Source organism: Pseudomonas sp. S2_E02 (assembly GCF_054668355.1).
The window spans coordinates 1,587,563-1,606,376 of record NZ_CP162761.1; the positions used below are offsets into that span (position 1 = coordinate 1,587,563).

The 18,814-nt window shown below is 58.4% G+C and carries 22 protein-coding genes and 3 tRNA genes; 16 read left to right on the forward strand and 9 right to left on the reverse strand.

Annotated elements, in window-relative coordinates:
- The first annotated feature begins 2 nt into the window (after positions 1-2).
- Genes AB4O01_RS07150 through AB4O01_RS07160 form a run of 3 tightly spaced genes read left to right on the forward strand, consistent with a single transcriptional unit; the run spans position 3 to position 1,761 of the window.
- Complete coding sequence (locus tag AB4O01_RS07150) at positions 3-281, forward strand: hypothetical protein (protein ID WP_346628591.1); 279 nt, start codon at positions 3-5, stop codon at positions 279-281.
- Positions 278-865: a hypothetical protein gene (locus AB4O01_RS07155; RefSeq protein ID WP_460091147.1), complete on the forward strand. Its 588-nt coding sequence runs from the start codon at positions 278-280 to the stop codon at positions 863-865. The genes AB4O01_RS07150 and AB4O01_RS07155 overlap by 4 nt, the downstream gene beginning before the upstream one ends.
- A 14-nt stretch (positions 866-879) precedes the next feature.
- Positions 880-1,761: a hypothetical protein gene (locus AB4O01_RS07160; protein WP_460091148.1), complete on the forward strand. Its 882-nt coding sequence runs from the start codon at positions 880-882 to the stop codon at positions 1,759-1,761.
- Positions 1,762-1,786: 25 nt separating this feature from the next.
- On the opposite strand, the gene AB4O01_RS07165 is transcribed toward AB4O01_RS07160, so the two are convergent.
- Entirely contained in the window at positions 1,787-2,083 is a 297-nt protein-coding gene (locus AB4O01_RS07165; RefSeq protein WP_083386928.1) for a hypothetical protein, read from the reverse strand.
- Between the two features lie 168 nt (positions 2,084-2,251).
- On the opposite strand from AB4O01_RS07165, the gene AB4O01_RS07170 reads away from it, so the two are divergent.
- The 7 genes from AB4O01_RS07170 to AB4O01_RS07200 all read left to right on the forward strand — a co-directional run bounded on the left by AB4O01_RS07170 (position 2,252) and on the right by AB4O01_RS07200 (position 5,941).
- On the forward strand, positions 2,252-2,974 hold the full coding sequence (locus AB4O01_RS07170) for a hypothetical protein (RefSeq protein ID WP_460091149.1): 723 nt from the start codon (positions 2,252-2,254) through the stop codon (positions 2,972-2,974).
- A gap of 73 nt (positions 2,975-3,047) precedes the next feature.
- Positions 3,048-3,320: a hypothetical protein gene (locus AB4O01_RS07175; RefSeq protein ID WP_460091150.1), complete on the forward strand. Its 273-nt coding sequence runs from the start codon at positions 3,048-3,050 to the stop codon at positions 3,318-3,320.
- Between the two features lie 49 nt (positions 3,321-3,369).
- Complete coding sequence (locus AB4O01_RS07180) at positions 3,370-3,852, forward strand: class I SAM-dependent methyltransferase (RefSeq protein ID WP_252886532.1); 483 nt, start codon at positions 3,370-3,372, stop codon at positions 3,850-3,852.
- Positions 3,849-4,166 (forward strand): hypothetical protein, encoded by a 318-nt coding sequence (locus AB4O01_RS07185; protein WP_460091151.1) that lies wholly within the window; start codon positions 3,849-3,851, stop codon positions 4,164-4,166. Before AB4O01_RS07180 ends, AB4O01_RS07185 begins: the two co-directional genes overlap by 4 nt.
- A gap of 51 nt (positions 4,167-4,217) precedes the next feature.
- Positions 4,218-4,652 carry a hypothetical protein gene (locus tag AB4O01_RS07190; RefSeq protein ID WP_460091152.1) on the forward strand — a complete coding sequence of 145 codons (435 nt, stop codon included), beginning with the start codon at positions 4,218-4,220 and terminating at the stop codon, positions 4,650-4,652.
- Between the two features lie 49 nt (positions 4,653-4,701).
- Positions 4,702-4,908 carry a DUF4224 domain-containing protein gene (locus AB4O01_RS07195; RefSeq protein ID WP_225931074.1) on the forward strand — a complete coding sequence of 69 codons (207 nt, stop codon included), beginning with the start codon at positions 4,702-4,704 and terminating at the stop codon, positions 4,906-4,908.
- Between the two features lies 1 nt (position 4,909).
- Complete coding sequence (locus AB4O01_RS07200; RefSeq protein ID WP_460091153.1) at positions 4,910-5,941, forward strand: site-specific integrase; 1,032 nt, start codon at positions 4,910-4,912, stop codon at positions 5,939-5,941.
- Positions 5,942-6,023: 82 nt separating this feature from the next.
- Here the strand turns inward: AB4O01_RS07200 and AB4O01_RS07205 are convergent.
- The 7 genes from AB4O01_RS07205 to AB4O01_RS07235 form a co-directional block, all read right to left on the reverse strand.
- Positions 6,024-6,110, reverse strand: a tRNA-Leu gene (locus AB4O01_RS07205).
- Between the two features lie 196 nt (positions 6,111-6,306).
- Positions 6,307-6,380, reverse strand: a tRNA-Cys gene (locus tag AB4O01_RS07210).
- A 47-nt stretch (positions 6,381-6,427) separates the two neighbouring features.
- Positions 6,428-6,503 (reverse strand) — tRNA-Gly (locus AB4O01_RS07215).
- Between the two features lie 60 nt (positions 6,504-6,563).
- On the reverse strand, positions 6,564-7,124 hold the full coding sequence (gene pgsA, locus AB4O01_RS07220) for a CDP-diacylglycerol--glycerol-3-phosphate 3-phosphatidyltransferase (protein WP_007950102.1): 561 nt from the start codon (positions 7,122-7,124) through the stop codon (positions 6,564-6,566).
- Positions 7,125-7,156: 32 nt separating this feature from the next.
- Positions 7,157-8,980, reverse strand: a complete 1,824-nt coding sequence (uvrC, locus tag AB4O01_RS07225) for an excinuclease ABC subunit UvrC (protein ID WP_093430986.1) — start codon at positions 8,978-8,980, stop codon at positions 7,157-7,159.
- A gap of 2 nt (positions 8,981-8,982) precedes the next feature.
- Positions 8,983-9,624, reverse strand: a complete 642-nt coding sequence (gene gacA, locus AB4O01_RS07230) for a response regulator transcription factor GacA (RefSeq protein WP_016984198.1) — start codon at positions 9,622-9,624, stop codon at positions 8,983-8,985.
- 127 nt (positions 9,625-9,751) lie between these two features.
- The gene (locus tag AB4O01_RS07235; protein ID WP_093430983.1) at positions 9,752-10,195 is read right to left on the reverse strand and encodes a GNAT family N-acetyltransferase; all 444 of its coding nucleotides are present in this window, start codon (positions 10,193-10,195) and stop codon (positions 9,752-9,754) included.
- Between the two features lie 733 nt (positions 10,196-10,928).
- Between AB4O01_RS07235 and AB4O01_RS07240 the strand changes: the two genes are divergently transcribed.
- Positions 10,929-12,005 (forward strand): 3-deoxy-7-phosphoheptulonate synthase, encoded by a 1,077-nt coding sequence (locus AB4O01_RS07240; protein ID WP_099756426.1) that lies wholly within the window; start codon positions 10,929-10,931, stop codon positions 12,003-12,005.
- Between the two features lie 54 nt (positions 12,006-12,059).
- Here the strand turns inward: AB4O01_RS07240 and AB4O01_RS07245 are convergent, their stop codons facing one another.
- On the reverse strand, positions 12,060-13,139 hold the full coding sequence (locus AB4O01_RS07245) for a hypothetical protein (protein ID WP_460091154.1): 1,080 nt from the start codon (positions 13,137-13,139) through the stop codon (positions 12,060-12,062).
- Between the two features lie 335 nt (positions 13,140-13,474).
- Between AB4O01_RS07245 and AB4O01_RS07250 the strand changes: the two genes are divergently transcribed.
- From AB4O01_RS07250 to AB4O01_RS07270, 5 genes are all read left to right on the forward strand, one after another.
- Complete coding sequence (locus AB4O01_RS07250) at positions 13,475-14,344, forward strand: lipase family alpha/beta hydrolase (protein ID WP_320337176.1); 870 nt, start codon at positions 13,475-13,477, stop codon at positions 14,342-14,344.
- A gap of 98 nt (positions 14,345-14,442) precedes the next feature.
- A complete protein-coding gene (locus AB4O01_RS07255; RefSeq protein WP_007912303.1) occupies positions 14,443-14,724 on the forward strand; it encodes a peptidylprolyl isomerase in 282 nt (93 codons plus the stop codon).
- Positions 14,725-14,857: 133 nt separating this feature from the next.
- On the forward strand, positions 14,858-16,726 hold the full coding sequence (locus AB4O01_RS07260) for an extracellular solute-binding protein (protein ID WP_460091155.1): 1,869 nt from the start codon (positions 14,858-14,860) through the stop codon (positions 16,724-16,726).
- Positions 16,726-17,787 (forward strand): microcin C ABC transporter permease YejB, encoded by a 1,062-nt coding sequence (locus tag AB4O01_RS07265; RefSeq protein WP_034154280.1) that lies wholly within the window; start codon positions 16,726-16,728, stop codon positions 17,785-17,787. The genes AB4O01_RS07260 and AB4O01_RS07265 overlap by 1 nt, the downstream gene beginning before the upstream one ends.
- Positions 17,787-18,809: an ABC transporter permease gene (locus tag AB4O01_RS07270; protein ID WP_460091156.1), complete on the forward strand. Its 1,023-nt coding sequence runs from the start codon at positions 17,787-17,789 to the stop codon at positions 18,807-18,809. Before AB4O01_RS07265 ends, AB4O01_RS07270 begins: the two co-directional genes overlap by 1 nt.
- The last annotated feature ends 5 nt before the right edge of the window (positions 18,810-18,814 follow it).

Consider the following 18,814-nt stretch of genomic DNA (forward strand, 5'->3'; position numbering starts at 1 on the left):
TCATGCCCACAGAAAACAAACCGGCCGAGCCGTTCGGCCCCAGCGGTCGCACCTTCCACATTCACTTGAGCGTGCGCGGCGCGCTGCGGGACTTCAGCAAGCGCCAACTTCGCGGAATGTTTCACCACGCCGACGGCACCAAGTGCACCGCCGACGAGGCGAAGGATCATCTGCTCGAGGCTCTGGCCCAAGGCAAAGAAGTGCTGCCGTTCGGACCGCCTTGCGAAGGTTTCGATTTCGCCGGCAACGGCTGCCCAGGCCACGACACGGAGGCAAAATGATCAATCTCTTCTGGCGACTGCTCGCCAAGCTCCTGGCCCGCCCAGCCATCGCCGACTGGCTAATCGCCCGCGCCAAGATCACCCCGTACCAGCACATCATGTCCGCCGACGGCACCGAGATGTACATGGGCCGCTGGTGGCTGTTCAACCCGTACAGCCGGGAGACGCACAAGGCGGCACTGTGGTGGTGCCCGTGGTCGTTCCGCATTCACCACATCATGCGGCCGGATGAAGACCGGGATCTGCACGACCACCCATGGAACGCCCGGACGATCATCCTGCGCGGCTGGTACACCGAGCAACGGCCCGCCGGCGCCGAGTGGAAGAAAGCCGTAATGGCCGGGATGGTTTCGAACCCTGAGCAGAAATGGGTTGATTGGGTAATGAAGGACGCCTGCGAGTGGATCAAGCGCGACCAGGGCGACACCGCCAGCCTCAACCACGGCGAATACCACCGCATCGACCAGGTATCCCCCGGCGGCGTCATCACCCTCTTCATCACCAGCAAGTGGCGCGGTGACTGGGGATTCCTCGTAAACGGCGTGAAGGTGCCTTGGCGCACATACACCGGTACTGACAACTGATTGGAGATTGCAGCATGAGTGGTCAATGGAAACTGGTGCCAGTCGAGCCGACCGAAACCATGGTTATCAACGGTTTCGAGTCGGTGCCGGACGAGTGCTTCACCGATGAGGAAGTCTGGGAGCAATACCAGGGGATGAGCGGCTGCCAGCAAGCGGCATTCCGCGCGAAGCTCTGCTGGGCGGCAATGATCAGCTCTTCTCCAACCTCGCCAGAAGAAGATGCCCAGCCAGTTATGAAGCTCGAAGCCGAGCGATTGTGGGGCGGCGCCGGTGAATATGTCGTCAGTTTCGTGAAGCCCGGCTGGCTCGATGAATGCCGAAAGACTGGCGGGGAATTCTTGCTCTACACCCATCCTGATGCGAGCAAGGTTGCGAGACTCACCGCCGAGCGTGACGCCCTGCAGCAGCTCCTGAATGCAGCGGATCAGCTGATCTCGGAACAAAGAGTCGCGCTGACGCGAATTCACGACCGTGCCCACGCCTTCGCCGAAGATGAATGCATTATGCGGGTGGCCTCTGTGGAGGTGATCAGGGATATCGCGGCCCGAGCACTGGGCATGGATGGCAAGCCTGCAACCTATAAGCCAGGCCTCTACGCCGTGCGCCACATCGACAACTGGGATGGCGAGCGCGATGTCGCACTGACTTTCGCCATGTTGGACGCTGATGGTAAATGGACTGAAAAAGAAACCGGTGAACCCCTGCTGACGTACAAAGGGGACAAGGTTCTCACGGCGTGGCCGCTGGACTGCCCTGACGCGCCTGACACCCAGATTATCGGCGTGCCGCGCAACTGGCTGGAAGACTGGGCGCTCGAACTTGTCGAAGCCGCGCAAGACGGCGGCCAGATGTCGAACCAAGTCGAACACCTCCTCGAAATTCACGCCAAGCCTTAACTCCCTCCCCCTTCAAAGTCAGCCGCTATTTCGAGGACGCTGACTTAGGACTCGCACTTCCAGCAGCAGCCAACTGACGAGCTCGGCTTACGCCCCAAGCCATAGCTCTGGTCATTGATTCACCCGGACTTGGGTTAACGGTTTCTTCATGCAACGCCATGCCACCGGAAGCATAAACACCGATGAACATTTGAGTTTCGCCGGTACGAGATAGCCTGACCTGCACGTCGATGTGAGTTCCATTACTGAGAGTTTCATCATGTGTTCGGTTGTGGATCTCGGGATCTGCCCAAGCCCAGAAAATGTCGCCGCGAAGCCTCATACCGCCCTCCTGCCTGTTCCTTGATAGGGGCTTAAAACTCCTCCAAAGATAGACCTGATCGAACGAAGCGCAACGGCGCCGAAGCGGTTACGGACGGCTGGTTTCAATACCTCTACAGCTCCAATTCCCTTGTACATATTTTAGCCGCTATAGCGGCAAGGACGACCCATGAGTCAAATAAAGGAACGGCCGATCCTGTTCTCGGCGCCGATGGTGCGCGCCATTCTGGATGGCCGGAAGACGGTCACGCGGCGATTGTGCAAGCCACAGCCCAGCGCCAACGCTCATACCACATCGGCCGATGGAAACCCTTTGGGCGCGTGGTGGGAAACCGGAAAAGACATAAACCGCTGTCCGTACGGGCAGCCAGGCGATCGGCTGTGGGTGCGCGAGACGTTCATCGATCTGCGCGGCACTGGTGTCGAGCATAGACCAGACCCGGACGGACCACTCCAGCGATACGCCTACGCTGCCGACTGCCGCCCTGGCTCACACAGCGACGAGGCAAGGAAAGACTTCGGCCTGAAGTACAAACCCAGCATTCACATGCCGCGCGCCGCGTGCCGCATCCTGCTGGAGATCACCGACGTCCGCGTCGAGCGGTTGCAGGATATCAGCGACGATCAGGCGAAAGCTGAAGGCTGTTTCTTCACCGATTACGGTCGCAAGTGTGGCCACGGTGGCAATGGATGGAGTGAGGTCGGCGACTGCCCAGCACCTACAGAACATCACCCGCAGCGCGAAGGCTGGATGTGGGACAAGACAACCAGTCATGAACAATGCCTGGGCGCGCCACGCTGGGCTTTCGTCAACCTCTGGAACTCCACCGGCGGCGACTGGGACGCCAATCCTTGGGTCTGGGTCGTCGAGTTCAAACGGGTGCAGCCATGATCACCAAGTGCTTACTCGGCTGCACCCTCTTCTTCTGGCTTCCATTGGTACTGACCATAAAGGCGGTGATCGGATGAGCAATAAAATGCGCGATGAGTTTGAGGAGTGGGCCGCCGAAGAGGCCGAGGTGCGCGGAGTCGGCACGCTTCTCGGGCTTATGAAAGACGAGCACCACGACCGATATTCAATGATTTGGACACAGACCGCATGGGTGGCTTGGCAGGCTTCTCGCGCTGCGCTGGTGGTTGAGCTGCCTAAGCCATGGCAAACCAATGTAGGCGCAATGCTGACGCCTAACGGCGTTCGATTCGCCATCGAATCCGCCGGCCTGAAGGTTACGCCATGATCGCCCTCGCCTGGTTCGCCTACGTGTACTGCTACAAGGGGCCGCGGTGATGAGTGCAGCAGCGAAGGTCCTCGACCCGTGCAGCGCCAGCCGAATGATGTGGTTCGACAAGCAGGACCAGCGCGCGCTTTTCGGCGACATCCGTGACGAGCAGCACCTGCTTTGCGATGGTCGGGTGTTGAAAGTTGAGCCGGATGTGCTGATGGATTTCCGGAAATTGCCCTTCGAGGCCTCAACCTTCCGCCTGGTGGTATTCGACCCGCCGCACCTGACCCGCGCCGGAGTCGACAGCTGGATGCGGGCCAAGTACGGCATGCTGACCGCCGACTGGCGCGAGGACATTCGACAGGGTTTCGCCGAGTGTTTCCGGGTGCTGGAACCCGAAGGCGTTCTGATATTCAAGTGGAACGAGACCCAGGTGACGGTCAGCGAGCTGCTTGCGCTTACCGATGAAAAGCCGCTGTTTGGCCACAAGTCAGGCAAGCGCGAAAAAACGCACTGGATCACGTTCATGAAGCGGCCGGCACCATGAACCGCATGGTCAGCGTCCGCACCGAGGAACTGACCGGCCCGGCGCTGGACTGGGCAATCAACGCGATCGAGGGTGATCAGCAGCCGGGGACCGGCCAGCTGCAACTCTTCGCCCTGCCCGACGCCGAGCAACTGATCACGAAGTACGGCGTCTGGGTCGATGTTGGCCACCGGCACCCTTGGCTGGCCGACATGACGAACGACCCGTTCAACCGCCAACCCGGCGAAACCCGAACCATCGCAGTGTTCCGCGCCGTGGTCTTCGCTAAGCGCGGTGCCACGGTGAAGGTCCCTGCCGAACTGATCCAGCAGTAACCCCTCCCCCTACTCAACAGCCTGCCGGTGTACGGCGGGCGAGGAACTCGTATGTCTGAGAAAAATATCAAAGCCATCATGGACCAAGCGCTAGTGTTCGCCAGCAGTTGGTCGATGGTCGGCGGGCCGTTCGCGGCCGACGATCAGCTCGAGCGCGCAGAAGAAGAAAAGGTGGAACTGAAGAAGCTGGTCACCGGCGCGCTGGAGGGATCGGTGAACGCCCCGCAGGACGTCGGCGAAATGATCGAGTCGTTACTGGCTTGGCACAAGCGACAGGTCGTACAGCTGGAGGTCATCAGCGACAACGCAAGGGAAGGCGTGACGCTTCAGCTCGGCATTGACGACCCTGTCGAGATCGCTCTGACAAAAGACATGGCCAAGGGATTGCGGATCGGTCTCGTGCTCGCCCTTGAGCGCCTCGGGAAACTGCCGATCAGCGTCAGCCATGACGGCGAAGACGACTTCGATCCTGACGAAGACGAATAACGCCACCCCACCACCACCTTCTGCCGCCACGCGCGGCATGGAGCATCACATGACCATCCAGTTTTTATCTCACGAGGAGGTTTGCGAGCTCACCGGCGCGCGGACCAAGGCAGGTCAGATCCTCAACCTGAAAAAGAATGGCGTTCGCCATACGATTAAAATGAACGGCTGGCCAAGTGTCACCGCGATGGCCGTCACCGCCGTCGGCACGTTTGAATCTGAAAAGCCCGTATGGAAATCACGTAAGGCTAGCTGACATGGGAAGACGACCAAGCAAACCAGGCTCAATAGCCAGGCTGCGGGAGCGCAAGAAAGCCAGCGGCCGGGTGTTCTATTACTACGACACCGGCGGCAAGGACCGCAAAGAAATTCCGCTGGGCAGCGACTACGGCTTGGCGATCATGGAGTACGCGAAGCTTGAGCGTGACCGCACCGCAACTGACCTGGTCGCCAAGGTCATCACGTTCCGTTACGTCGCCGAAAAATACATGGTCGACATCGTCCCAACCAAAGGAACAGCTACCCAGGCTGACAACAAGCGCGAGCTGAAAAACCTGATCGCTTTCTTTGACGATCCACCGGCACCGCTGGAAACGATCGAGCCATTGCACGTGCGCCAGTACCTCACTTGGCGCAAGTCTGCGCCGGTGAGGGCAAATCGCGAGAAGGCGCTGCTCAGCGCAATATGGAATTACGCCCGGGATAAAGGCTACACATCGCTGGCCAACCCTTGCGCGGGCATCAAGGGCAACAAAGAAACTGGCCGGGACACCTATGTCGAAGATGCGCTGTTCAAGCGCGTGCACGACAAGGCGGACGCGGGCCTGCAAGACGCAATGGACCTCGCCTATCTGACCGGTCAACGGGTGACAGACACCCGGCTGATGGACGAGCGCGACGTGCGCGACGGGCAAATATGGGTGCTGCAAGGCAAGACGAAGGCGAAGCGTCGGATCGAGATAACGGGGGAGCTGAAGGTTTTGATTGATCGAATTATGTCCCGGAAATCAGAACACAAGGTCCGCTCGACGCGGCTGATCGTTACAGAGGACGGCACACCGATGACGGTGGCGATGTTGCGCAGGAGGTTTGACTTGGCCAGGGAGGCGGCCGGCGTGCAGAAAGCTGAGTTCCAGATGCGTGACTTGCGCGCCAAGGCGGGCACCGACAAGGCAGAATCCAGCGGTGACATTCTGCAAGCCAGGGATCAACTTGGGCATACGACGGTGGTTATGACCGAGCAGTACATCCGCAATCGAAAAGGCAAAAAGGTCATGCCTACCAAGTGAATTGCGGACCAACTCCAAAATAGCGGACCAGAAACAAACAAGGGCTTGCATCAGCTTTCGCCCGCAAACCCTTGATTTAAGATGGTGCCCGAAGCCGGAATCGAACCGGCACGCCCTTACGAGCGGGGGATTTTAAGTCCCATGCGTCTACCAGTTTCGCCATTCGGGCGGTAGCGCGGTGCTGCTGTCTTCTGCTGCCCAGTCGCGATCCTGACAGGATCCAGCCTTGAACAACAGTGCGGGAAATATATACATCACTTCCCGGTGAAGCAAGTTTGCAATGACCGTTTTTCAAGACTAAATCTTGCGGTACTTTGCAAATAAAAAAGCTCCGTAAATCATGGATCTACGGAGCTTATTTATAGTGGAGGCCGAGGTCGGAATCGAACCGGCGTAGGTGGATTTGCAATCCACTGCATAACCATTTTGCTACTCGGCCTCAAAGTATCTGCTGTCAGTAGCACAACAACAAACACTGTACAAACTTGGAGCGGGAAACGAGACTCGAACTCGCGACCCCGACCTTGGCAAGGTCGTGCTCTACCAACTGAGCTATTCCCGCTTGGTGATGCGCATTCTATAGAATTAAGAAGCTCCGTCAACCCCTTGATTCAAAAAAGTTTTATTTCTTTTCAACATCAGTCTTCAGGTGCGGCCAGGCGGCGCGCAGGTACTGCACCATCGACCACAAGGTCAGGCCGGCAGAGACCATCAGCAAGGCATAACCCAAGATAACCCAGAAACTGAAGTCCTTCGGGTTGGCCAACAGAATGACCAGCGCAAGCATCTGCGCCGCGGTTTTCCACTTGCCCAGATTTGAAACGGCTACGTGGGCACGAGCACCAAGCTCGGCCATCCACTCACGCAATGCCGACACCACAATCTCGCGACCGATGATGACAGCAGCCGGCAGAGTGAGCCAGAGATTGCCGTGTTCTTGAACGAGCAGCACCAGTGCCACCGCAACCATGAGCTTGTCGGCTACCGGATCGAGAAACGCCCCGAACGGAGTGCTTTGCTCCAGACGGCGAGCCAGATAACCGTCCAGCCAATCCGTCGCTGCCGCAAAGGCAAACACCGAGGCGGAGGCCATGTAACTCCACTGATAAGGCAGATAGAACAGCAAAATGAAGATCGGAATGAGCAGGACGCGTAGAACGGTAATCAGATTAGGGATATTCATCGGCACAACTGGCTACGAGGTGAAGGGGCATTCTACTCGCTATGCAGGTTCGCATAAATCGACTCTGCGAGCTTTTTACTGATCCCCGGGGCTTTGGCGATCTCTTCGATGCTTGCACGAGTCAGCTCCTGCAATCCACCAAAATGTTTCAACAAGTCGCGACGTCGGGTCGGCCCAACGCCGGCAACGCCTTCCAGCGTTGACGTACGGCGGGTTTTGCCTCGGCGTGCGCGGTGTCCGGTAATCGCGAAGCGGTGCGCCTCATCGCGAATCTGTTGAATCAAGTGCAGCGCCGGCGAGTCGCCACGCAAGGTGAACTCATGCGCCGCATCATTCAGATACAACGTTTCGAAGCCCGCCTTGCGAGTAGCGCCTTTGGCAACACCGAGCAGAATCAGATCTGGTACGGCCAACTCGTTGAGAACATCGCGAGCCATCGACAGCTGGCCCTTGCCACCGTCCACCAGCAAGATGTCTGGCAACTTGCCCTCGCCTTCCTTGAGTTTGCTGAAGCGTCGCGTCAAGGCCTGATGCATGGCGGCATAGTCGTCACCCGCCGTGACCCCTTCGATGTTATAGCGCCGGTAGTCCGACTTGATCGCGCCTTCCGGGCCAAAGACCACACAGGAAGCAACCGTCGCCTCACCGCTGGAATGGCTGATGTCGTAGCATTCCAGGCGCTGCGGCGGTTCATCGAGATTCAACACTTCGGCCAAGGCTTCAAAGCGCGCGGCGGTGTGTTGGCGGTTGGCCAGGCGTGCGCCCAACGCCTGCTCGGCGTTGGTGACGGCCAGTTGCTGCCAGCGTGCCCGCGTACCGCGCACCCGGTGACTGATGGCAAGCTCGCGACCACGCAACTCATGGATCGCTTCGATCAACGTTGGAAAATCTTCATGCACCACGTTGACGATCAGTTCGCTCGGCAAATCGCGCTCAGGGCTGCTGATGAAATACTGGCCAAGAAACGCGGCCATGACTTCCGACACGTCCTCCTCGATGCCGACTTGCGGAAAGAAATTCTTGCTCCCCAACACGCGCCCGCCACGCACACTGATCAGGTGCACGCAGGCGCCACCCGGGTTGACGAATGCCGCGATGACATCGATGTCCCCTGTGCCGCCTTCCATGCTTTGTTGATCCTGAACCCTGCGCAGCAGCGCGATCTGGTCACGCAACTCGGCGGCTCGTTCGAACTCCAGGTTGATCGCCGCCTCCTCCATCGCCGTGGACAGCTCGTTGGTCAGCGCGTGACTGCGCCCCTCAAGAAACATGACCGAGTGGCGCACGTCTTCGGCATACACGTCAGGCTCGACCAGCCCCACGCAAGGCGCCTTGCAGCGCTTGATCTGATACTGCAGACATGGACGGGTACGGTTCTTGTAGTAGCTGTCTTCACACTGCCGAACGAAGAAGGTCTTTTGCAGCAGACTCAGGCTTTCACGTATGGCGCCGGCACTCGGATAGGGACCGAAGTACTTGCCCTTGGCCTTTTTGGCCCCGCGATGAATGCTCAGGCGCGGAAACTGGCCGTCGGACAGAAACACATAGGGATAGGATTTGTCGTCGCGCAGCAGGATATTGTACGGCGGTCGCCACTCCTTGATCAGCGTCTGCTCAAGCAGCAGCGCTTCGGTTTCGTTGGCGGTGATGGTCGTTTCGACCTGCGCAATGCGCCCCACCAACGCGGCAGTCTTCGGCGCCAGGCCGGTTTTGCGAAAGTAGCTGGCCAGGCGTTTTTTCAGGTTCTTGGCCTTGCCCACGTACAACAGGCGTGCATCGCTGTCGAACATGCGATAGACGCCTGGGCGCCCGCTGACTGTCGACAGAAACGCGCCGGAATCGAATGTTTCAGTCATGGTCAGAGGCTGGCATCAACCATGCCGTGACGAACCGCCAACAGGGTCAACTCGACATCGCTGCTGATCGAAAGCTTCTCGAAAATACGATAGCGGTAGGTGTTCACGGTTTTCGGCGACAGGCACAATTTGTCGGAAATGATCTGAACCTTCTGACAGCCGACAATCATCAAGGCGATCTGAATTTCGCGCTCGGACAAGGCATCGAAGGGAGAGTCGTTGGAGGGCTGGAAGGATTTGATCGCCAATTGCTGGGCAATCTGCGGACTGATATAGCGTTGGCCGGCAAATACCAGGCGAATCGCCTGGACCATTTCCGGCAAACCCGCGCCCTTGGTCAGATAACCCGCAGCACCGGCCTGCAACAAGCGTGTCGGGAAAGGATCCTCCTCACACACCGTGACCGCGACCACCTTGATATCCGGATGACTGCGCAACAGTTTGCGCGTGGCTTCCAGGCCGCCGATGCCAGGCATCTTGACGTCCATCAGCACCACATCGGGCTTCAACTCTCGGGCCTTGATCAGGGACTCTTCCCCGGATTCGGCCTGGCCAACCACCTGCAAGCCATCGATATCGGCCAGCATACGTGTAATGCCTGTACGAACGAGATCATGGTCATCGACCACTAGCACCCTAATCAAGCAGACACCTCGCGATATGGTCATATTGGGATGCCGGACACCTTAGCAAAAAGTGCCACGCAGACCTAGCGGAAAGCGTCATTTAAAAAGTTTCAATTCATCATTGAAGGCTTGCCGGCCGTGGGTTTCAGAGCACATGTGTACTGATATCAAGCTGCATTCGCAGAAAACACTCGTCCGCGCCCTGAACCTGTAGTCCTTTTCTCTCATACAAGTTTCTCGCCGGATTATTTTCAAATACGGTCAGGCGTAGAGCCGGGCGTCTTTCTTTGCGGACCATGTCGATAACCTGATCGATCGCCCAAGAACCAGCACCCTGCCCCTGATACGTTTCAGCAATTTGCAGTTCACGAATGTACAGCGCGCGCATATCCCGACTGAGACTGAGAAAGCCCACTGGCACATCACCCTTCACTATCAGCCAGTTTTGCCGCCCCAACCATGCCACGTCGAACGCTTCGTCCTGCCATAGCAGGTCATGGCGAATGTAGTAGCGCAGCATGTTCTGACAGGTAAGATCACGGGCAAACGCCAGATCTTCTGGAACCGCCAATCGTAAGTGGAATGTCATCAGGCTTGCACAGCAGGAACAATTCGCCCCAGCCATGCACCCACGACGCGCTCGGCCATGACCAACAGATCACCGGCAATGAGCAGAGACTGGGCAGCAGCAGTGTTTTGTGTCGTCACGGTTCATCCTTGGTCATCAAGCGAAGTGCAGAATGTCACAACTCCAGCGCGACGCTAGCAATAGATGTTCTGTTGATTACGCGATAGCAATTTCTGATTGCTGAGGCGTATCGGCCTCTAGTAAGCTCGGCCCATTCATTGGAGACAGACCATGTTCAACGCCCTCTCACAGCTTCGTACCGCCAGCGCCTTGCGCTCGGTTGCGGCTGCCCGGGTGAATGACGTTTGCGCTCCGGTCAGCTTTTATTTTGGGTATTGGTTTAGCCACTGGCGCGCCTGATACCCAAACGGCGCCCATAACAACGGGTCGCCTACCAGAGAATTCTCAACCCCCGGTCGGCCTCCCGACCGGGGGTTTTGTTTTTTCAGCCCCAAACTTTTCAGCAACACACCAGACACTTTGAGGATTCACGAAATGAACTACGCCACTTATTACCGTTACGACAGCTTTAACGCCTGGCGATTTACCAGCTTCCGCTCGGGACAGCCTGCCGCCTCCGATCGGTCACCTACAGGTGGCAAGCACACACACGTAGCCAATACGGCCAATTGTCGAACACCCCAGTAGGGCCGAGCGAGCGGGAGAACCCGCCGCCAGCCCAGGAAGACCGAATATGAACTCGTCCGTTTCTGCTCTGCCGCTGTCCACTCTGAATCCTGCCAACGAAGCATTGACTCTGCGTCTGCCCAGCTCGTTGCAACTCAAACAGCAATTGCCCCTGAGCAATGCCTTGAGTCAGCAAGTCACCGCCCACCGTCAGGCGGTTCGCGCCATTCTCAACGGTCAGGATCAGCGCCTGCTGGTCATCGTCGGGCCCTGCTCTATCCATGATCCGCAATCCGCACTCGAATACGCTGGCAAGCTCGCTCGACTGGCTGAGGAAGTCAGCGGCGAAATGCTGTTGGTGATGCGAGCCTATGTCGAAAAACCGCGCACCACGGTCGGCTGGAAAGGTCTGGCCTACGACCCGCATCTGGATGGCAGTGATGACATGGCTGGCGGCCTTACGCTTTCGCGTGAGCTGATGCTGGAAATGATCCGCCTCGGCCTGCCGGTGGCCACCGAGCTGCTGCAACCCATGGCTGCCGGTTACTTCGATGATCTGTTGAGCTGGGTGGCCATTGGCGCGCGTACCACTGAATCGCAGATCCATCGGGAGATGGCCAGCGGATTGGGCATGCCCGTCGGCTTCAAGAACGGCACCGACGGCGGTGCCGCCATTGCAGTTGACGCCATGCGTTCGGCAGCCCATCCGCACCGGCATTTCGGCGTCGATAGTCAGGGCCATCCAGCCATCATTCAAACGCCAGGCAACCCCGACACCCACCTGGTTCTGCGCGGCGGCCATAAAGGGCCGAACCATGATCGCGAGAGTGTGGCCAAAATCCATGCCGACCTGGATCGCCTGAAGATTCCGAGCCGGATCATGGTCGATTGCAGCCACGCCAACAGTGGCAAGGACCCGCTACGCCAGCCTGGCGTCTTCAACGAAGTGCTTGAGCAACGCCTGCAAGGTGACCGTTCTCTGATCGGCATGATGATCGAGTCTCACCTGTTCGAGGGCTGCCAGCCGCTGAGCGAATCCCTGCGTTACGGGGTTTCGATTACCGATGGCTGCCTCGGTTTCAGCGCAACGGAGCGTTTGCTGCTGGACGCATCTCAACGCCTCAGTACACAGACAAAAGGCTGATTATCCGGCCAGCCCCGCGGATTTATTGCAAACCGCAGGGCTGGTCACGCCGCGTTACCCCTCCACTCGCACCTGTGTGGCCGCAGACGTCTGACTGACATCGTCCAGACGTTCAACCGTGTAGGCCACCCGCACGGTCGTGCCATGGTGCTCACGCCAGAATCGGTGCGGCACAATGAAGATCAGCGGCTTCCCCGCCGTCTCCCGAGTGATTTCACGGTCATCCCGATGATTGAACAGTTCCCCGTCGCACTTGAGATAGACCAACTCGCCTTCCTGCGTCCGGGCATTACCGATCACGATGGTGACGCCATCGACGGAGTCCTCTTTCAACAGCACGCCGTCTTCAGCTTCAAGTACATCGGGAGCCTCAAGCTCTCCCCGCAGGAACGGGGTAACGAGAATTCTTGCCGCCTCGGACTCGCGAATGACTCCGCCCGCCTGCTCGACCTGATAGCGCACCACCACCTCGCCGCCGAGATGAGCAGCGATGTGCGCCCCTTCAACCCAGAATGACAGTACGTCTGCGACAGCAAAGGCTTCGACCTTCAAGCTGTCGCTGAACGTTGCGGACAATGCGTCAGCGCCCCACAGCAACGTGACTCGATCCCCCGCCGCCATTCGGGCATAAGGCTGGAGCACGATAAGCGTGCCGTCCGGCACCCGCGCCGGATCCAGCGCCCCTCCGATGGCCCCCTCGACAATCGGTGCAAGCAATTGTTGCCGGACATCACCCACGGACAAATGCACACGGGCAGACACCGCCGGTTCAGCCGAGCGCGCACTGAGCAGTTTCCAGTAGACCGCCAGCGAACCGCCATCCAGTGCAGCGATGTGCAGGCCTTTGATCACGAAAACGATGTCTTTGCCGACCTGGGCTTCGCTGATATAGCGAACCATTTCATGCTGATAAGCAAAGCCCTCTATGTCCAGACCGTCCCAACTCAAGAGCAACTGATCGCCGCAGCTCATGTTTGCATAAGGAGCAATACGGACAACGACCTTGCCCAGCGATGGATCAAGCACCGCCCCCTTCAGACTATCAACGATTGCCGCTGGCAGCAGTTCGTTCGAAACACAGGGGCTGGCGGGGTGGCGCATCCGGTAGCAAAACTCGACTTCGTGCGTGTGCATTAGTGGCTCCATTCCTTGGAAAGAACGCCGCTTTCATGGGCGGCGTCGACAGCCAACATTGAACGCTATTGCGCACACTTTCGATGTCAGCCTCAGCCGCCGCGAACACCCGGCAAAGGCCTCCCACCGGGTAGGCAAACTACGCAAAAACGCCATCAACCGAGCGAAAGATGTCCTCAACTTCCGATTCGGATTTCATAAGTATCTGAAAATTCGTACAGCCACTAGTCCAGATTCAACGGCCAAGAGAAGCCCCTTCTTACTTCTTCAACGGGATGAGTGTTTTAGAGTGGCCTCCGGATTCCCCGATGAACTTCTGCGAAAAAGGTAAGAACATGCAACGGAATGCTTCAACTCGCTATCCCGTCCTGTTGGTACATGGCCTGTTCGGATTCGAGCGCATCGGTCACTTCGAGCTGTTCCATGACGTAAAGGACGCTCTGAAAACGGCCGGCAGCCGAGTGTTTGTTCCGCACCTTTCTGCCACCCATAAAAACGAAACCAGGGGTGAACAATTACTTGCACAGATTGATCGTGTCTTGCGAGGCACAGGTGCAGACAAAGTCAACCTCATAGGACACAGTCAGGGAGCACTGGCTGCTCGATACGCTGCGGCGCTCGCGCCACACGCCGTCGCTTCCGTAACCTCCGTCAGCGGCCCGAATCACGGTTCGGAACTGGCCGACTTTCTGCGTAAGGCCCTGATACCCGGGCGACTGCCGGAGGTCGTCGCCCAAAATATAGCGACGCTATTTGCCGATTTTCTATCGTTGCTCAGTGGCAGTGTCACCTTGCCGCAGAACGCACTGGCGGCGCTCAATGCACTGACGACCGAAGGCGTAGGCGAGTTCAACGACAAGTTTCCGCAGGGATTGCCCAGCACTTGGGGCGGACAAGGCCCGGAACAGGTCAACGGCGTACGCTATTACTCATGGAGCGGCGTCCTGCCGGCCAACAGCCCGTCGACACTCGATCCAACCCAAAGCATTTGCCACGCGTTATCGCAGTACTTCATGACCGAAACGCAGCAGAATGACGGCTTCGTTGGCCGCTTCAGTTCTCACTTGGGGCAAGTGATCCGCTCCGACTACCCGCTGGACCATCTGGGCAGCCTGCGCCGCACGGCCAGCACGGCAACCGCACTGCTCGACCCGATTGAGCTGTACGTCGAACATGCTGAACGTTTGCGAGCCGCGAATCTCTGATCAAGGCCACGGACAATCGAACGGAACTTTGCCGAGAATTCGCCCACTGAATCCGGTAGGCTCCACACTTTTACTGAAATAGATTGGAGAGTTTCCCCATGGCTAAAGCCACTGCCCGCCACATCCTGGTTTCCAGCGAAGACAAGTGCAACGAACTCAAGGCCCAGATCGAAGGTGGCGCTGATTTCGCCGAAGTTGCCAAGGCCAACTCCACCTGCCCATCGAGCCGTCAGGGCGGTGATCTGGGTTCGTTCGGTCCTGGCCAGATGGTCAAGGAATTCGACACCGTGGTCTTCAGCGCGCCAATCAACGTCGTGCAAGGTCCGGTAAAAACCCAGTTCGGTTATCACCTGCTGGAAGTCACCAGCCGTCAGGACTGATCCGTCGCCTGATTGCTTGCCAACGGCCCGCCTTCTGGTGGGCCGTTGTGTTTCAGTTACATATACGGCTGGCGACTGACGCGCCTGTAGCGTACAACTTGCGCTTATCGATTTCCCGGTTCCAAGGCTGACAATGCGACTGGTTTTCCCCACATTGATGCTCACCGCCCTCGCCCTGTTGACGGGCGCCACCGGCGCAAACGCTGCACCGCAACACGCGTTGACCGTTTATGGCGAACCTGCCAAGTATCCTGCCGGTTTCAGTCATTTCGACTACACCAACCTGCAAGCGCCAAAGGGCGGGACAATGCGCCGCTCGGCCATCGAGATCGGCCACTTCGACCATGTCCTTCCTTATATAGACAAAGGCATCGGCGTCACTCAGATCGATGGCTTGCTCTATTCGCCGCTGGCCCAGCGTTCGCTCGACGAGCCTTACACGGTCTACGGTCTGGTCGCGCAAAAGATGGAACGCTCGGACGATGGTCTGTCGCTGCGCTTCTACATCAATCCCAAGGCACGCTTCGCCGACGGCAAAGCGATCACCGCCGAAGACGTGCGTTACACCTACGATTTATTGATGACCCAGGGCAGCCTGCGTTATCGCACCCAGTTTGCCGACGTCAAAGGCGTCGAAGTCGAAGCGCCGCTAACCGTGCGCTTCGATTTCAAGAGTAATGAAAACCGCACCCTGCCACTGGACATCGCGACCCTGCCGGTATTCCCCGAGCATTGGTGGAAGCGTCGCGATTTCGCCGGCGGCGGCGGTTATGAAGCCCCCTTGGGCAGCGGCCCGTATCGAGTCGGCAAGGTCGATTCGGGGCGCAGTATCACGTTTGAACGCAACGCCGAATGGTGGGGCAAGGATCTGCCGGTCAGTCGTGGCTTGTACAATTTCGATCATTTCAGCATCGAGTACTTCGGTGATACCGACGTCGCCCGCCAAGTGCTGCGCGGTGGCGCCTATGACTACAACCGCGAGTTTTCGGCCACTGGCTACTCGATCGGCTATGACAGCCCGGCACTGAGCGACGGACGCCTGCAAAAGGCGCATCTGGCCACCGAGGCGCCACAGTCAGCCCAGGGTTTTGTGTTCAACCTGCAGAAACCCATGTTCGCCGATCGCCGCGTACGCCAGGCCTTGGCCATGCTTTGGGATTTCGAGTGGAGCAACCGGCAGATGATGCGCGGTATGTATATCCGCCAGCAGAGCTACTTTTCCAACACACAACTGGCGGCAAGCGAACTGCCCGATGCGCAGGAACTGAAAATCCTCGAACCGCTGCGCGGCCAGGTTCCCGAAGAGGTTTTCACTAAAGTCTTCGAAGCGCCGAAAACCGATGGCAGCGGCGTCATCCGTGACAAACAGTTGCAGGCCCTCGAACTGCTCGAACAGGCGGGCTGGAAACCGGATGGCGATCAGTTGGTGAACGCCCAGGGCGAACCACTGAGCTTTACCTTCCTGGTCAGCCAGAACGGCATGGATCGCTTGCTGCTGCCGTACAAGCGCACGCTGAAACAGATCGGCATCGATCTTAACATTCGCCGTATCGACTCCTCGCAATACGTCAATCGCCTGATGAGCCGCGACTACGACATGATCGTCACCGGCTACCCAGTCAGCACCTCGCCGGGGGGCGAATTGCTCAATTACTTCGCCTCCGCATCGGCCAACGACCCGGGCGCGAACAACTACATGGTGTTGAAAAATCCTGCCGTGGATACGTTGATCAACGGCCTGATCCGCGCCTCCACCCAGTCCGACATGCTGCATTACGCGCACGCCTTGGACCGGGTCCTGCAATGGAATTACTACTGGATTCCCAACTACTATCCACCGGGCACCTCGACCGTGTGGTGGAACCGCTTCGGCATACCGTCGGTGCAAGCCAGCAATGACGAAGCCATCGAGAGCTGGTGGGAAATCAGCAGCACACCGCTGACCAATCAGCAGATGACCGCGGAAAAAATTGCCCGTGGCAGACCCGGAGGGCCGCACTGATGTGGGGTTACATACTGCGGCGCCTGCTGCTGATCATCCCGACGCTGGTGATCATCCTGCTGGTCAATTTCGTGATTATCCAGGCCGCGCCCGGCGGTCCGGTGGAACAGGCCATCGCTCACCTGCAAGGGATCGGCGGCGCCAGTGTCGGCGGCGGTGCCAGCGAAACCATGAGCGGTACTTCCCGCGCCAGTCGCGGCCTCGATCCGCAACTGATCAAGGACATCGAAAAACAGTACGGCTTCGACAAACCGGCCCATGAACGTTTGTGGCTGATGTTGAAGAACTACGCGCAACTGGATTTCGGCAAAAGCTTTTTCCGTGGCGCGACAGTCACCGACCTGATCCTGGAAAAAATGCCGGTGACCATTTCCCTCGGGCTATGGGCGACGCTGATCACCTATCTGGTGTCGATTCCGCTGGGGATCCGCAAGGCCGTGCACCATGGCAGTCATTTCGATATCTGGAGCAGCACGGCGATCATCATCGGCTACGCGATGCCGGCGTTTCTGTTTGCGATGTTCCTGATCGTGGTGTTTGCCGGCGGCACGTCATTGAACTGGTTTCCGGTGCGTGGCCTGGTGTCGGACAACTTCGAATCGCTGTCGACCCTCGGCAAAATCGCTGACTACTTCTGGCACCTGGTGCTGCCGGTCACGGCGCTGGTGATCGGCGGTTTCGCCACGCTGACCATCCTGACCAAGAACTCGTTTCTCAATGAAATCACCCGCCAATATGTGGTGACCGCTCGCGCCAAAGGCCTGAGCGAGCGTCGCGTGCTGTACGGCCATGTGTTCCGCAACGCGATGCTGCTGGTGGTGTCCGGCATCCCTCAGGCATTCATCAGTGTGTTCTTCGCCGGCTCCTTGCTGATCGAAGTGATCTTCTCCCTCGATGGTCTTGGGCGCATGAGCTACGAAGCAGCAGTTTCGCGGGACTATCCGGTGGTGTTTGGTTCGCTGTTCATCTTTACCCTCTTCGGCCTGCTGATAAAACTGGTGGGTGACCTGTGCTACACGCTGGTCGACCCGCGCATCGACTTCGCCGCGAGGAACGCCTGATGTTCGAGCTCTCCCCTCTAGGGCGTCGGCGCTTCGAGCGCTTCAAGAAAAACCGTCGTGGCTGGTGGTCGCTATGGCTGTTTATCGGCCTGTTTGTGGTGACACTGGGTGGTGAGTTGATCGCCAACGACAAGCCTCTGGTCGTCAGCTATCAGGACCAGTGGTACTTCCCGGTGTTAAAGCGCCACACCGAGCAGGAGTTCGGCGGACAGCTGCCGTTCCAGGCCGATTACCGCAGCGACTATGTGCAGAACCTGATTCGCAAGGACGGTGGCTGGCTGCTGTTCCCGCCGATTCCGTTCAGCGATGACACGCCGAACTACGACCTCAACAAACCGGCGCCGAGCCCGCCGACGGCGGTCAACTGGCTGGGCACTGATGATCAGGCGCGAGACGTGCTCGCGCGGGTGATTTTCGGTGCTCGGGTGTCGATTCTGTTTGCCTTGATGCTGACCTTTGTCAGCGCTCTGATCGGCATCGCCGCCGGGGCATTGCAGGGCTACTACGGTGGCTGGGTCGATTTGCTCGGGCAGCGCTTGCTGGAAGTCTGGTCGGGGCTGCCGGTGTTGTACCTGTTGATCATCCTCTCCGGTTTCGTCGAGCCGAATTTCTGGTGGCTGCTGGGGATCATGGCGCTGTTCTCATGGCTGGCGCTGGTGGATGTGGTGCGCGCCGAGTTCCTGCGCGGACGTAATCTGGAGTACGTCAAAGCCGCCCGCGCGCTGGGCCTGAGCGATCGCAAGGTGATCTTCCGGCACATTCTGCCCAACGCCATGAATGCAACATTGAGCTACTTGCCGTTCATTCTGACCGGGGCGATTTCCACCCTCACCGCGCTGGATTTTCTCGGTTTCGGCATGCCCGCCGGCAGCGCCTCGCTGGGTGAGTTGATCGGTCAGGGCAAACAGAATCTGCAAGCACCTTGGCTCGGGTTGACGGCGTTTTTCACCCTGGCGCTGATTCTTTCTTTATTGGTGTTCATCGGCGAAGCGTTGCGTGACGCGTTCGACCCTCGATCCTGAAGCGT

Excerpts from the sequence above, each read along its gene's own strand:
- AB4O01_RS07150 (WP_346628591.1), top strand. The coding sequence starts at position 3 with ATGCCCACAGAAAACAAACCGGCCGAGCCGTTCGGCCCCAGCGGTCGC.
- AB4O01_RS07155 (WP_460091147.1), top strand. The coding sequence starts at position 278 with ATGATCAATCTCTTCTGGCGACTGCTCGCCAAGCTCCTGGCCCGCCCA.
- AB4O01_RS07160 (WP_460091148.1), top strand. The coding sequence starts at position 880 with ATGAGTGGTCAATGGAAACTGGTGCCAGTCGAGCCGACCGAAACCATG.
- AB4O01_RS07165 (WP_083386928.1), bottom strand. The coding sequence starts at position 2,083 with ATGAGGCTTCGCGGCGACATTTTCTGGGCTTGGGCAGATCCCGAGATC.
- AB4O01_RS07170 (WP_460091149.1), top strand. The coding sequence starts at position 2,252 with ATGAGTCAAATAAAGGAACGGCCGATCCTGTTCTCGGCGCCGATGGTG.
- AB4O01_RS07175 (WP_460091150.1), top strand. The coding sequence starts at position 3,048 with ATGAGCAATAAAATGCGCGATGAGTTTGAGGAGTGGGCCGCCGAAGAG.
- AB4O01_RS07180 (WP_252886532.1), top strand. The coding sequence starts at position 3,370 with ATGAGTGCAGCAGCGAAGGTCCTCGACCCGTGCAGCGCCAGCCGAATG.
- AB4O01_RS07185 (WP_460091151.1), top strand. The coding sequence starts at position 3,849 with ATGAACCGCATGGTCAGCGTCCGCACCGAGGAACTGACCGGCCCGGCG.
- AB4O01_RS07190 (WP_460091152.1), top strand. The coding sequence starts at position 4,218 with ATGTCTGAGAAAAATATCAAAGCCATCATGGACCAAGCGCTAGTGTTC.
- AB4O01_RS07195 (WP_225931074.1), top strand. The coding sequence starts at position 4,702 with ATGACCATCCAGTTTTTATCTCACGAGGAGGTTTGCGAGCTCACCGGC.
- AB4O01_RS07200 (WP_460091153.1), top strand. The coding sequence starts at position 4,910 with ATGGGAAGACGACCAAGCAAACCAGGCTCAATAGCCAGGCTGCGGGAG.
- pgsA (WP_007950102.1), bottom strand. The coding sequence starts at position 7,124 with ATGAATATCCCTAATCTGATTACCGTTCTACGCGTCCTGCTCATTCCG.
- uvrC (WP_093430986.1), bottom strand. The coding sequence starts at position 8,980 with ATGACTGAAACATTCGATTCCGGCGCGTTTCTGTCGACAGTCAGCGGG.
- AB4O01_RS07235 (WP_093430983.1), bottom strand. The coding sequence starts at position 10,195 with ATGACATTCCACTTACGATTGGCGGTTCCAGAAGATCTGGCGTTTGCC.
- AB4O01_RS07240 (WP_099756426.1), top strand. The coding sequence starts at position 10,929 with ATGAACTCGTCCGTTTCTGCTCTGCCGCTGTCCACTCTGAATCCTGCC.
- AB4O01_RS07245 (WP_460091154.1), bottom strand. The coding sequence starts at position 13,139 with ATGCACACGCACGAAGTCGAGTTTTGCTACCGGATGCGCCACCCCGCC.
- AB4O01_RS07250 (WP_320337176.1), top strand. The coding sequence starts at position 13,475 with ATGCAACGGAATGCTTCAACTCGCTATCCCGTCCTGTTGGTACATGGC.
- AB4O01_RS07255 (WP_007912303.1), top strand. The coding sequence starts at position 14,443 with ATGGCTAAAGCCACTGCCCGCCACATCCTGGTTTCCAGCGAAGACAAG.
- AB4O01_RS07260 (WP_460091155.1), top strand. The coding sequence starts at position 14,858 with ATGCGACTGGTTTTCCCCACATTGATGCTCACCGCCCTCGCCCTGTTG.
- AB4O01_RS07265 (WP_034154280.1), top strand. The coding sequence starts at position 16,726 with ATGTGGGGTTACATACTGCGGCGCCTGCTGCTGATCATCCCGACGCTG.
- AB4O01_RS07270 (WP_460091156.1), top strand. The coding sequence starts at position 17,787 with ATGTTCGAGCTCTCCCCTCTAGGGCGTCGGCGCTTCGAGCGCTTCAAG.